A 13168-nucleotide genomic window follows, 5' to 3' on the forward strand; every position below is an offset into this window, starting at 1 on the left:
TATGAAATTGCCATATATGTTACTTGTAATTTATATATTCAAATCAGAGCTTTGAGGTTAAAAAAAAGAAACGAAAATTGCATAAACCTTTTCAATTTAGTGCTTTAATGTTTCTGATGAAGGGAAGGTATTATCCTTATTTTCTATGGAGGTAGACACACTAATTTCGTTATTATCATCAATTGAAGTAATAGGGTGCATCAAAGCAACTTTTATAACTTCATCAATATTCTCAGCAAAAATTACATTGATTTCTTCTTTTATATTTGCAGGAATCTCTTGCATATCTTTCTCATTTTCACTTGGTATAATCACAGTTTTGATTGATCCTCTTAGCGCAGCAAGCAATTTTTCTCTCAAACCCCCAATAGCCAACACTCTACCACGCAATGTTACTTCACCTGTCATAGCAACACTTTTGTTAACTGGTATATTTGTCATAAGAGAAACAATAGATGTACATACTGCACTGCCAGCAGAGGGACCATCTTTTGGCACAGCACCCTCAGGTACATGCAAATGTATATCATTATTTTGAAATTTTTCGGGTTTTATACCGAAAAATAAACAATTTGATCGCACATAACTATACGCAGCTTTTATAGACTCTTGCATAACCTCTCCAAGCTTTCCTGTGTATTTTATTTCCCCCTTGCCCGGAATTAGGACTGACTCTATCATTAAAATATCACCACCTGTTTCAGTATAGGCAAGACCAGTTACTATCCCTACCAAACTCTCATTTTCTGCAATGCCAAAGGTATACTTACGTACCCCTAGATAATCTTGTAAATTACCAGTCTCTACGGATATTTTCTTATTTTTATCAGTTAATATTGCTTTAACTGCCTTTCTCATGAGTTTTGCAAGTTCCCTTTCCATGCTTCGCACGCCGCTTTCACGTGTATATAAACGTATCAACTCGTATAATGCTTCATTGGTTATTTCCCACTCCTTCTGATGCAAACCATGCTCTTTTTTTAATTTTGGAATAAGGTGATGTGTAGCAATACTGATCTTCTCGTCTTCGGTATACCCAGATAATTGTATAATTTCCATCCTATCACGCAAAGGATGCGGTAAATTTAAGCTATTTGCTGTGGCTACAAACATTACACTTGAAAGATCAAACTCAACTTCCAAGTAATGATCTGTAAAATGTTTATTGTGCTCAGTATCCAAAACCTCAAGTAATGCAGATGCAGGATCACCACGCGAATCAGAACCCATCTTATCTATTTCATCAAGCAGGAAAAGCGGGTTGCATGAATTAGCTTTTTTCATGTGTTGAATGATTTTACCAGGCATTGAGCCAATATAAGTTTTCCTGTGTCCTCGTATTTCAGACTCATCACGTATACCACCAAGAGATATGCGAACAAAATCTCTTCCTACTGCTTTTGCCATAGACTTAGCTAAAGAAGTTTTACCAACACCAGGTGGTCCAACTAAGCAAAGTATAGGACCCTTTATCTCTTTTACTCTCTTTAATACTGCTAAAAATTCTATTATTCTATCTTTTACTTTCTCTATGCCATAATGATTTTCATCTAAGATTTTTTTAGCCGCATTTAAGTTAATTTTTGCATCTTTGTACTTTCCCCATGGCAAATCAAGCAACCAATGCAAGTAACTAGATATAACTGTTGCTTCAGGAGAAATGGGATTCATTTTCTTATATCTCTTTAAGTCAGTTATGGCTTTCTCTTTTGCTTCCTCAGAAAGCTTTGTTTCATTTATCTTTTTTTCAAATTCATTGAGTATATTCCCTTCATCTCCATTTTCAAACTCACCTAATTCTTTCTGTATAGCTTTTAATTGCTCATTAAGGTAGTAAACTTTTTGAGTACTTTCAACCTGTGATTTAATTGTCTTATACAAGCGGTTTTGTGCACTCAAAATACTTATTTCTCTCTCAATAAGAGCAAAAACTTTTTTTAAACGCTCTTTTGGGTTATAAACTTCAAGTATGTTTTGCTTGTCTGATACCTTTATATTTAAGTACGAAGCTATCATATCTACAATTTGATTAACCTCTTTAACTTGATCAATGGGGTCAATAATAATCTCGGGCCGACTTTTCTTGCTTAGTTTACACCAATTGTCAAATGCATCTATAACAGAACGCCTTAAAGCTTCTAAATCAATATTATCTTCATTTTCTCCATACTCATAATGACCATCTAACGCTACTCTGGCCTCTAACAAAGTGTGAGAGCTAATATATTCTATAACTCTTCCCCTTCTTACCCCATGAATCATGACTTTTACTGCATTGTCAGGCAGTTTTATTAATGGTTGTATAATGTTTGCTAACACACCTACTTCATAAAGATTCTCTGGCTCTGGATTATCAATAGAACCATCTTTTTGTGCTATGAGAAAAATCTCGTTTTGGTGACTACTGCTACTTATTGCATACTCTAGTGCATGAACAGATTTTTCTCTACCTACGAATAAAGGCAACATTATATTTGGAAAAATTACTACATCTCTTAGAGGTAATACTGGTAATACAGTAGAATTAAAGTTTACAGCACGTCCAATACTCATAATATATGCCTCAAATTAATCATTAACCGTTATAACACTACCCTTATTATTATGATTAATCGTCACTTTGCCTAATTCTACCATTTTCTTAGTAACCGTTATAGTGCTACCTTCAAAACCTCCGTTGCCGGATATATACATAACATCAAGCAAAAGTGACTCTAAGATAGCACGTAACATCCTTGCACCTGTTTTATAGCTTATAGCTTTTTTAGCAATAGCTGATATTGCTTCATCTGAAAACTCAAGGTTTACTTTACTAAATGCAAGCAATGCTTTATATTGTTTTACTAGCGCATTTCTTGGCTCTGTCAACACATGTATTAAATCTTCGTGATCCAGCTCATCTAGAACAGCAGTTATTGGAACTCGTCCTACAAATTCGGGTATCAAACCGAATTTGATTAAGTCCTCAGGTTGAGCATCGCGTAAAGCATTTTTTTTCTTTTGTGCTTTAGACTGACTTATATCTGCTCCAAAGCCAACTGATGTTCCCTTTTTTCTTGCCTCAATAATTTTATTTAGGCCTTCAAAAGCTCCTCCACAAATAAATAGTATATTACTAGTATCTACTTGTATAAACTCTTGTTGCGGGTGTTTTCGCCCTCCTTGTGGCGGAACATAAGCAACTGTACCCTCCATAATCTTAAGCAGAGCTTGCTGGACCCCTTCACCTGAAACGTCACGGGTTATTGAAGTGCTTTCAGATTTTCTTGTAATCTTGTCTATTTCATCGATAAACACTATACCATGCTGTGCCTTTGCAACATCATAATTTGCAGCTTGTAATAGACGTGACAACACGCTTTCTACATCATCACCTACATAACCTGCCTCAGTCAAAGTTGTCGCATCGGCCATAGCAAATGGCACATCTGAAACTTTAGCAAGTGTTTTTGCTAGCAAAGTCTTACCAGAACCAGTAGGGCCAATAAGCATTATATTTGACTTCTCAATTTCAATATCACTTATAGAATGAAGTTGCACCATGGATTGACAATGGTTATACATAGCCACAGATAAAACGTGTTGCGCATGTTCCTGACCTACAACATGCTTACTAAGAAAAATTTTTATATCTTCAGGTTTCTTTAGTAATAGCTTCATATCAGATATATGATCTGAATTAAAAGCTCTCTCTTTCTTTTGACTTATTGCTTTATGGGATAACTCTATGCATTCATTACAAATGAACACCTTTAAACCATCTGAAGAGTTAGTAATCAATTTATCTACTTCGTTTTGTGCCTTGTTACAAAAAGAACAGTAGTGTAAATCATTATTGTTATCCATTAAACTACCTTTTGTTTAACTTTAATATTTTCAATCTTCATATCTTTACGCTCAGCTATTACTCTGTCAATTAAGCCAGTTTTCATTGCTTCTTCAGGATCCATGAATTTATCTCTTTCCATCATTTCTTCAATTTTTTTTAGTGAATTTCCAGTATGTTTTTCATAAATTTGATTTAATTTTTTCTTAACTCGCAAAATTTCATTAGCATGTATTTCTATATCAGTTGCTTGCCCCTGATAACCACCAGATGGCTGATGTATCATAATTCTTGAATGAGGTAGCGAGTAACGTTTACCCTCCGCACCAGCTGTAAGCAACAAAGAACCCATAGATGCAGCTTGACCTATACACAAAGTTGAAACGTCTGGATTTATATACTGCATTGTATCGTAGATCGACAAACCAGCAGTTACAACACCACCTGGTGAGTTAATATACATACAAATGTCTTTATCGGGATTTTCCGATTCTAAAAATAAAAGCTGTGCTACTATTACGCTGGCCATGTTGTCTTCAATAGGGCCAGTTACGAAAATTATTCTTTCTTTTACTAGCCTTGAATATATGTCATAAGCCCGCTCACCGCGACTAGTTTGTTCAACTACAATTGGTATAAGAGTCATACCTTTTCCTATCAAATATTATCAAATAATTCCTTTAATTCTTTCACAGAAACAATCTGTTCTTCTTTACTAGCTTTTTCTATCATATAATCCGTCACTTTATACTCAAGCGCTTGCCCTCTAACTAATTCCTGAAATTGTCCATCTGATTTAAAATGTTTAAATACCCTGTCAAATGATACATCTTTACTGACATATTGATTTACAATAACATTCATAATATCACTTTGAGTTAATGATATTTCATGTTCTTTACTGAACTCCATGAATAGCATTGCAAGCTTTACGCGTCTTTCAGCTTCTTTACACGAATCATCTTTAGCATTCAACTCTCTTTCCACTCTCTGCTGTTCCTGTTTTACTACTTCTATAGGCAAATCAAAACTATAACTAGCATCCAAACAATCAAATAGCTCTTTCTTAATTAAGAGATCTTCCATTTCTTTACACTGATTATCAATTACTTCTTTTACATGATCTATTAGCGAAGAATGATCTTCAAAACCAATTCTCCTAGCTATTTCATTATCACTTTGCAAATCTTTGGCAATCTGAATGTCATTAACTCGAACAGAAAAAGCAGCCTCCTGTCCCGCAAGGGAAATTACCTGGTAATCTTCAGGAAATCTCAACTTAAAGCTTTTTGTTTCCCCTTTTTTCATGCCAATTAATTGATCTTCAAAACCATTTATAAATGTTCCAGATCCTAAATTAACAGTAAAATTTTTGCCACTTCCACCTTGAAAGAGCTTATTTCTAATTCGCCCTTCAAAGTCAATTATCAGTTTATCCTCGTTTTTTGCTTGATAAGAAGCATCATCAACAGAGACAAAGTTAGGAAATTTTGTTTTTATAGAATCAATAAATTCTTTTATGTCTCCCTCTTTGATTTTTGCCTTAACTTTCTTCAAATTTATTTTATCAAGATCTATTACTGGCACTTTTGGCATCGATTCAAAAGATAATTTGTACAGAAAGTCACCTTTTTTATCCTTTTTATCAAGGTTTGGTAATGACATAATATCAACCTTAGGATGGATGTGAGACTTAACTTCGATTTTTTTCATTAAATCACTTGAGCAATAGTCAATCGTATCGTTTATCACATATTCCAAAGCTTCGTTTTTATAATTTGTAATAACAAGATCGTAAGGCATCTTTCCTGATCTAAATCCAGGAAATTTTGCATTCTTCGCTATTTCTTGTAATCTAGAGTTTATCTTTTGTTCTATATAATCACTACTAACTGTGATTTCATACTCATACTTTAGTTTATCTACACTAAGTTCCTTATAGGTATATATATTACTTAATGTATCTGCTTCGACTGCATTTTGAGGTATATTACTAGACATTACAACCTGTTATCAATATTTTATTTATGTTTTAATAAAGCCATTTTACCAGAATTTAAGTTAAATACAATCCTTAAGAACAGGTTCTTATACAAACAAAAGTGTACTTAGTGATTATAAATTTTCTCTTAAAACCTGAGTTACATGACTTTAAGTGCGGATAGAGGGACTTGAACCCCCACGAGCAAGCTCACCAGGACCTAAACCTGGCACGTCTACCAATTTCGCCATATCCGCAAGAACCCTTCATTAACTTATAGATAACCACTTCTGTCATCTTATGCAATTTAAAGATTAGATTTTAGTACCACAGACTGAACTTATAATACTAGTTAACTCCACTATGAATCTAAGCCTGAATTACTTTAACTAACATTATTGAGATAAGTACTGTCTTAGAAATATTCAAGGCTTATTCAATTTATAGTATTTACACAATAAAAAAAGCTTATTAATATTCTTTAATTAAAGCTCTAAACTCTGGAAATTAATAATGAGATTAATAGCAAGCTTCTTACTCGCAATTTTTCTGATTACACAGAGTGGCTGTACGACTCTTGTAAGTGGTATAGTGGTAACAGCAACTGCAGCGGCTACAGCAATAACAATGCAAGATAAATCCTTGGGAAACATTATTGATGATACAACTATAGTAATAAAAATCAATAAGGGACTCTTAAAACACGGACTGTTCTCATCTATAAAAGTTAAAGTGAGTGAAGGAAGAGTATTACTCATTGGAAATGTTGATAATCATGAAAAGCAACTCACAGCAGAGAAAATAGCTTGGCAGCAAAAAGAGATTAAAGAAGTGATAAATGAAATAAGAGTCACACCAATTAAAATGACTTCTATGCTAGATGTTACTGTAGATGGTATGATAACAGCAGAGATAAGCACGAGGCTTCTGGGAAAAAGAAATATTAAATCAATTAATTATAGCGTTAATACAGTTGATAGAGTCGTTTATTTGATGGGTATAGCTCAAAATAAGGCGGAATTAAAAGCTGTAATAGCAATTGCAAGAAAAGTAAAAGGAGTAAAGCAAGTTGTAAGCTATGTGAGATATAGACATAGCAAATTGCGTCATTGATGAAAATTTACTTGAGTGTTAGTACCATGTAGCTAAGCCATAAAACTCCTTTACAAATTTCGTCAGTTCACTCTTATGGTATGTATAACAATGTTACAAAAAATAATATCATAGAATTCAATAGAATAATTCCTAGAAAATCTCTACATACTAAAAAAAGTAAAATGCTATTTAACACTCCCAAGCTTAAGAATAAATAGCAAACATCTATATCTTGTGCGATATGGCGTTTTATTCCTGAGATTTTTTTACCAGCGTCATAGCCTTTTTCTTCATCAGTGTCTGCGTTCTTTACACTCTGAGTGTCAATTATGCAAAAGCTGATTTTTTCTTTCCAAACATTGTTTTGTCGGACCACACTAACTATTTTTTTTAACATGCACTCCAAAATACTTTTTTTTATTTCCTTTTACTTTTTCACTCCATTTTTGAAATAATCATAACAATTGCGCTATTTTGGAAACTCTTTTGGTAGCATCCTCCACTGATAACCACTTTTTAGGGCGTACAACACTCCGCAAAATATATCATACAAATCAAGTTTTCTTGGTTTTGTTTTTTCCACAAGACTCCAGATCTGGTGAAATAATCTCAAACTTCTCTCGACTTATGTCACTTGGGTATACACTCCTCATATATCCTAATTTATACACTCTATTTCTTACTTTATGTCTTTCTTGAGATTATGAACAGGTTCTTAGAAAGCTAGCGTTCTACTGGTCATGTTCTTTATCTTGCTTTACAACAATGCATCTTTTCATTCCAGCCAAGTCGTATACGTATTCCTGAAAAGCCAGTCCATATAAGGGTATTATTTTGTCAATATTGCTTTGATCTTCGCCTATTTCCAATATCGCAAACCCATCTTTTTTAAGGCACTTTTTCAATATTGGAAAAATACTCAGGTAACAGCTCAATCCATCGATACCGCCATCAAGAGCAATTCTTGGCTCTTTTTGCACTTCAGCTTGCAGATCTTTTAACTTACTTCTTTTAATATATGGAGGATTGCTTATTATGAGATCAAATAAATCTCTGCATTCTATCCACGAATTTGGAAATATTTTAGCTCTGTTGAGAAGATTATGTTTCTTTGTGTTCTGGTAGGTAATTTTGTATGCTTCCAGGCTTTTTTCAAAACCAACTCCAATAGCATATTCATACTCACTAAGTACGGAGATCAACAAACAGCCTGTGCCTGTGCCAAAATCTGCAATTTTTATTTTTTGCTTCTTATTTTGGTAATATTTTAACACTGTTGAAATTACTGTCTCACTATCTGGTCTTGGATCTAGAACATGTTGGTTAACTATAAAATTTTTACTCCAGAATTCACGATTACCTATTATTTGCGATATTGGATATCTTTCTGCTCTTTTTTTTGTTAATTTCCAGAATAGAAGTTCTTTGTTTCTTGGTACCTGATTGGTGTGATTCATGATTGTGAATGATCTTTCTACTCCAAGTACGTACTGAATGATGATTTCACAATCCAAATGTGGTGATTCAATTCTATGTGATGATAGTAGCTTTGACCCTTCTTTAATTAAAGCGCTGATTGTTTTCATTATTCTAAAAACGTGTTCCTTGTATGCAAGAACAGCAAAATTGAGTATAGAATTTTGAACTTAGGGTAGCTGCATTAAATCTAAGTGTCAAGAGTAGGATTGTAAAAATCATCCGGCTTTACTGGTAATTCGGTTAGTTCGGTTGGTATTTTTGCATTAATGTTAGAAGCTCTTGGCTCTATTATAAGCATTATTTTCTGCATATTCTTTGATAGCCATCACAGTATATTACTTGTTCCATATCTATATTAATTCGACCACAGCAAGTGATAATTTCTTAATATTAAAACCAATATGCGCTTTAGCATATAATTATCAGTAGCTTTCAAAGCAATTGGGCTGAGATTATTAGAGTAGTAATGTTTATTTTTATATTGACTATTGAGGTTTATTATTTTATAACTAAGACTTAGTTATTTTCAGAGTTTTAAATTTACAGTATATGCCTACGATAAATCAATTAATATGTAAGGGTAGATCAGGGTTAACTCGCAAGAAGAAGGTGCCAGCTTTGGGAAAATGCAATCCTCAAAGAAGGGGTGTTTGCACTAAGGTATATACTACAACTCCTAGAAAGCCTAACTCAGCACTACGTAAGGTAGCTAGAGTAAAGATTAGTGGATACGGTGAAGTGACGGCTTATATACCTGGCGAAGGTCATAATTTACAAGAGCATTCCGTTGTTTTAATACGTGGTGGGCGAGTTAAGGATTTGCCGGGTGTACGTTATCACATAATAAGAGGTGCTCTTGATCTACGTGGTGTGCAAAATCGAAAGAAAGCCCGTTCGAAATATGGTGTAAAGAAATCTGGTTAAAATTTATGGCACGTCGTAATAAAGCAAAAAAAAGAACAAGCCCTGACTCTCGTTATGGTAGTGTCTTGCTTATGCGTTTTATTAATATAATTATGAAATGTGGTAAAAAGTCTATTGCAGAAAAGATTGCTTATAGTGCTTTGTCCTTAGCTGAAAAGAAAATAGGCAAAGATGCCTTATCAATTTTTGAAACAGCAGTAGAAAATGTTACCCCTTCTATAGAAGTACGCTCTCGGCGTATTGGTGGTGCAACTTATCAAGTCCCTGTTGAAATTCGTCAAGATAGAGCAATTTCTTTGGCATTAAGGTGGATTGCTAGAGCAACTTCTGCTGCTCGCAAAAAGAGTGGTAGAACTACTGTTTATTGTTTGCAGTCTGAAATATTAGATGCTTATAATAAATGTGGTGGTGCATTTAAGATGTGTGAAGAAAAGTATAAAATGGCTGAAGCTAATAAGGCATTTTCTCATCTTCGTTTTTAATATTAGCTGATTGATTGTGGTATGGAAGTTTTAATATCTAGGTATAGAAATATAGGAATAATGGCTCATATAGATGCTGGCAAGACCACCACAACAGAGCGTATTTTATTTTATACTGGTAAACAAAATAGGATTGGTGAAGTGCACGATGGTGCAGCTTCTATGGATTGGATGGAGCAAGAGAAGGAGCGTGGCATTACAATTACCTCTGCTGCAACAACATGTTTTTGGAATGATCATAGGATTAATATAATAGATACTCCTGGTCATGTTGACTTCACTATTGAAGTTGAGAGATCTTTGAGGGTTTTGGATGGTGCGGTTGCTGTATTTGATGGAGTTGCTGGAGTTGAGCCTCAGTCTGAGACAGTTTGGCGTCAAGCTGATAAATATAACGTTCCTCGTATCTGCTTTGTTAATAAAATGGATAGAATCGGGGCAAATTTTTATCGATGTGTCGATATGATAAAAACGAAGCTTGGCGCATCACCTTTAGTTATTCAGTTGCCAATAGGAAGTGAGAAAGATTTTAAAGGCATAATCGATCTTATTTCTATGAAAGCTATTATATGGCAAGAAGAAACATTAGGCGCTAAATTTTCTTATGAAGATATTCCTTCTGATTTGCTTGATAAAGCTCAAGAGTATCGAAATCTTTTATTAGATGCTGCAGCTGAAATGGATGATGAGGCGATAAATACTTACTTTGAATCTAACGATCTGCCAATTGATTTGTTGAAAAAGTGTGTGAGAAGCGGGACCATTAAAGGAAAATTTGTCCCTGTATTATGTGGGTCAGCTTTTAAAAACAAAGGCGTGCAATCACTTTTAGATGGTGTGGTTGATTTTTTACCCTCTCCTATTGATGTTGATGTAATTATTGGAACTGATCCTAAAGATTCAGAAAAGAAAATTGAGATCAAACCTTCAGAAAAAGAGAAATTCGTTGCTCTTGCGTTTAAAGTGATGACGGATAAATTTGTAGGTAGCTTGACGTTTATTCGTATTTATTCCGGTAAGTTAAAATCTAAATCTGCTGTGTTAAATGCTGGAAAGAATGAGACTGAAGGAATTGGTAGAATGTTGCTTATGCATGCAAATAACAGAGAAGATATAAACGAAGCTAAAGTTGGTGATATAGTTGCCTTAGTTGGATTAAAGAAAACAATTACTGGTGATACTTTATGTTCATCTGATTTTCCTATACTATTAGAGCGTATGGAATTTCCTGATCCTGTTATTGAAATTGCTATAGAACCGAAAACCACCTCAGATCAGGAAAAATTAGGTGTTGCTTTGAATAGATTGGTTGCAGAAGATCCTTCTTTAAGGATGTCAGTAAATGCGGAGAGTGGGCAGACTATATTGAAAGGTATGGGTGAGCTGCATCTTGAGATTATTATTGATAGAATGAAGCGCGAGTTTAATGTTGAAGCTAACGTTGGTGCACCTCAAGTTGCATATCGTGAAACTATCACTAAATCTGTTGAAATTGATTACACTCATAAAAAACAATCAGGTGGTGCTGGTCAGTTTGCTAAAGTTAAAATAAAATTCGAACCTCTTGAGCCTGGTTTTGGCTTTCAGTTTGAAAGTAAAATTGTAGGCGGTGCTATTCCAAAAGAGTATATACCTGGAGTGCAAAATGGCTTAGAGTTGATAAAAGAAGGTGGTATAATTTCCGGCTTTCCATTGATTGATTTTAAGGCTACTCTTCTTGATGGTGCTTTTCATGATGTTGATTCTAGTCCTTTGGCTTTTGAACTTGCTGCTAAGGGTGCTTTTAAGGAAATGGCAAATAAAGCTGGTCCAAAAATGCTAGAACCTATAATGAAAGTGGAAATCATTACTCCTGAAGAATATATGGGTGATGTTATGGGTGATATAAATAGTAGAAGAGGCAGTGTTGTTGATATGCTGGATTTAGGTAATAATAGCAAAATAATTACTGCTTCGGTTCCTCTTGCAAATATGTTTGGTTATATAAATGTTTTGCGTTCTATATCTCAGGGAAGAGCTCAGTATAGTATGCATTTTTCTTGTTATGAACAAGTGCCACAATATGTGGTTGATGAGTTAAAGTTAAAGTATAATTAAAGGTTAGTAATTATGACAGCGATAGTAGAAGCATTTGGAAAGCCGCATGTAAACGTGGGAACGATAGGACATGTGGATCATGGGAAGACAACGTTAACAGCGGCGATAACAAAGCATTATGGTAATTTTGTAGCATATGATCAAATAGATAAAGCGCCAGAAGAAAGAAAGAGAGGTATAACAATAGCAACAGCGCATGTTGAATATCAAACAGAAAAGAGACACTATGCACACGTTGATTGCCCTGGACATGCTGATTATGTAAAGAATATGATAGTAGGTGCAGCACAGATGGATGCAGCGATATTGGTAGTGTCAGGGGTTGATGGGCCGATGCCACAAACGAGAGAGCATATATTGCTGGCAAAACAGGTGGGTGTTGGATATATCGTGGTATATATAAATAAAGCTGATGTTGCTGATGCTGATATGATAGATTTGGTAGAGATGGAAGTGAGAGAGTTGCTGAGTAAGTATGGATTTCCAGGTGATGAAGTGCCTATGATAGTTGGGTCTGCGTTAAAAGCATTAGAGGATGATAGTAGTGAGTATGGAAAGAAATCAATAGATAAATTGATGGAGAAGTTAGATGAGTATGTGGCAGTACCTCCAAGGCCTATAGATTTGCCGTTTTTGTTGCCAATAGAAGATGTATTTTCAATATCGGGCCGAGGGACGGTAGTAACAGGAAGAATAGAGAAGGGGGAGATAAAGACAGGGGATGAGATAGAGATAATAGGTCTGAAAGCGACGCAAAAGACGATATGTACTGGTGTTGAGATGTTTAAGAAGTTGCTAGATAAGGGAAGTGCAGGACTCAATGTAGGAATACTACTAAGAGGAACAAAGAGAGAAGAAGTGGAGAGAGGGCAAGTATTGGCAAAACCAGGGACAATAACCCCGCATAAGAAATTTAATGCGGAGGTGTATATATTGAAGAAAGAAGAAGGAGGAAGGCATACACCATTTTTTGGAAATTATCAGCCACAGTTTTATTTAAGGACAACGGATGTAACTGGGAGCATAAAATTGCTAGATGGAAAGGAGATGGTAATGCCAGGGGACAATGTAAGTATAGAAGTGGAGTTGCAAGTACCAATAGCAATGGATAAAGGATTACGTTTTGCGATAAGAGAAGGTGGTAGAACTGTTGGTTCTGGCGTTGTTTCGGAAATTTTAGAGTAAACTTTGAATTATAGGAGTGTAGCTCAATTGGTAGAGCGCTGGTCTCCAAAACCAGAGGTTGTAGGTTCAATTCCTATCGCTCCTGCATTAATATTATGG

General features: G+C 34.8%; 10 protein-coding genes, 2 tRNA genes and 1 pseudogene. 6 read left to right on the plus strand and 7 right to left on the minus strand.

The window, feature by feature from the left end; genetic code table 11:
- Positions 1-96: 96 nt before the first annotated feature.
- The 5 genes from lon to OPR35_RS01655 all read right to left on the minus strand — a co-directional run bounded on the left by lon (position 97) and on the right by OPR35_RS01655 (position 6064).
- Positions 97-2553: an endopeptidase La gene (gene lon / locus OPR35_RS01635; RefSeq protein ID WP_149168627.1), complete on the minus strand. Its 2457-nt coding sequence runs from the start codon at positions 2551-2553 to the stop codon at positions 97-99.
- Positions 2554-2568: 15 nt separating this feature from the next.
- Positions 2569-3846, minus strand: a complete 1278-nt coding sequence (gene clpX / locus OPR35_RS01640) for an ATP-dependent Clp protease ATP-binding subunit ClpX (protein ID WP_007302000.1) — start codon at positions 3844-3846, stop codon at positions 2569-2571.
- Entirely contained in the window at positions 3846-4472 is a 627-nt protein-coding gene (gene clpP, locus OPR35_RS01645) for an ATP-dependent Clp endopeptidase proteolytic subunit ClpP (RefSeq protein WP_265024942.1), read from the minus strand. Before clpP ends, clpX begins: the two co-directional genes overlap by 1 nt.
- Before the next feature lie 11 nt (positions 4473-4483).
- Positions 4484-5827: a trigger factor gene (gene tig, locus OPR35_RS01650; RefSeq protein ID WP_007301998.1), complete on the minus strand. Its 1344-nt coding sequence runs from the start codon at positions 5825-5827 to the stop codon at positions 4484-4486.
- Between the two features lie 155 nt (positions 5828-5982).
- Positions 5983-6064 (minus strand) — tRNA-Leu (locus tag OPR35_RS01655).
- Between the two features lie 256 nt (positions 6065-6320).
- Here OPR35_RS01655 and OPR35_RS01660 point away from each other — a divergent pair.
- A complete protein-coding gene (locus tag OPR35_RS01660; RefSeq protein WP_012481858.1) occupies positions 6321-6920 on the plus strand; it encodes a BON domain-containing protein in 600 nt (199 codons plus the stop codon).
- A gap of 211 nt (positions 6921-7131) precedes the next feature.
- Here OPR35_RS01660 and OPR35_RS07435 read toward each other — a convergent pair.
- Together OPR35_RS07435 and prmC are read right to left on the minus strand one after the other, a co-directional pair.
- Positions 7132-7555: pseudogene (locus OPR35_RS07435) on the minus strand (transposase); the annotation flags it as partial.
- A gap of 78 nt (positions 7556-7633) precedes the next feature.
- Positions 7634-8488, minus strand: coding sequence for a peptide chain release factor N(5)-glutamine methyltransferase (gene prmC / locus OPR35_RS01675; protein ID WP_265024944.1), 855 nt, complete (start codon positions 8486-8488; stop codon positions 7634-7636).
- 442 nt (positions 8489-8930) lie between these two features.
- On the opposite strand from prmC, the gene rpsL reads away from it, so the two are divergent.
- The 5 genes from rpsL (at position 8931) to OPR35_RS01700 (ending at position 13154) form a co-directional block, all read left to right on the plus strand.
- Positions 8931-9305, plus strand: coding sequence for a 30S ribosomal protein S12 (gene rpsL / locus OPR35_RS01680; protein WP_010406837.1), 375 nt, complete (start codon positions 8931-8933; stop codon positions 9303-9305).
- Between the two features lie 5 nt (positions 9306-9310).
- Positions 9311-9787 (plus strand): 30S ribosomal protein S7, encoded by a 477-nt coding sequence (gene rpsG / locus OPR35_RS01685; RefSeq protein WP_006014699.1) that lies wholly within the window; start codon positions 9311-9313, stop codon positions 9785-9787.
- 21 nt (positions 9788-9808) lie between these two features.
- Positions 9809-11884, plus strand: coding sequence for an elongation factor G (gene fusA / locus OPR35_RS01690; protein ID WP_010406835.1), 2076 nt, complete (start codon positions 9809-9811; stop codon positions 11882-11884).
- A gap of 12 nt (positions 11885-11896) precedes the next feature.
- The gene (tuf, locus tag OPR35_RS01695; protein WP_007301992.1) at positions 11897-13069 is read left to right on the plus strand and encodes an elongation factor Tu; all 1173 of its coding nucleotides are present in this window, start codon (positions 11897-11899) and stop codon (positions 13067-13069) included.
- 12 nt (positions 13070-13081) lie between these two features.
- Positions 13082-13154 (plus strand) — tRNA-Trp (locus OPR35_RS01700).
- Positions 13155-13168: the final 14 nt, after the last annotated feature.

The sequence above is a fragment of the Wolbachia endosymbiont (group B) of Protocalliphora azurea genome, from assembly GCF_947251865.1.
In the GTDB taxonomy this organism is placed as follows: Bacteria; Pseudomonadota; Alphaproteobacteria; order Rickettsiales; family Anaplasmataceae; genus Wolbachia.

What these genes read in the sequence shown, in the direction of transcription:
- lon (WP_149168627.1), bottom strand. Translation starts at nt 2,553, where the DNA reads ATGAGTATTGGACGTGCTGTAAACTTTAATTCTACTGTATTACCAGTA.
- clpX (WP_007302000.1), bottom strand. Translation starts at nt 3,846, where the DNA reads ATGGATAACAATAATGATTTACACTACTGTTCTTTTTGTAACAAGGCA.
- clpP (WP_265024942.1), bottom strand. Translation starts at nt 4,472, where the DNA reads ATGACTCTTATACCAATTGTAGTTGAACAAACTAGTCGCGGTGAGCGG.
- tig (WP_007301998.1), bottom strand. Translation starts at nt 5,827, where the DNA reads ATGTCTAGTAATATACCTCAAAATGCAGTCGAAGCAGATACATTAAGT.
- OPR35_RS01660 (WP_012481858.1), top strand. Translation starts at nt 6,321, where the DNA reads ATGAGATTAATAGCAAGCTTCTTACTCGCAATTTTTCTGATTACACAG.
- prmC (WP_265024944.1), bottom strand. Translation starts at nt 8,488, where the DNA reads ATGAAAACAATCAGCGCTTTAATTAAAGAAGGGTCAAAGCTACTATCA.
- rpsL (WP_010406837.1), top strand. Translation starts at nt 8,931, where the DNA reads ATGCCTACGATAAATCAATTAATATGTAAGGGTAGATCAGGGTTAACT.
- rpsG (WP_006014699.1), top strand. Translation starts at nt 9,311, where the DNA reads ATGGCACGTCGTAATAAAGCAAAAAAAAGAACAAGCCCTGACTCTCGT.
- fusA (WP_010406835.1), top strand. Translation starts at nt 9,809, where the DNA reads ATGGAAGTTTTAATATCTAGGTATAGAAATATAGGAATAATGGCTCAT.
- tuf (WP_007301992.1), top strand. Translation starts at nt 11,897, where the DNA reads ATGACAGCGATAGTAGAAGCATTTGGAAAGCCGCATGTAAACGTGGGA.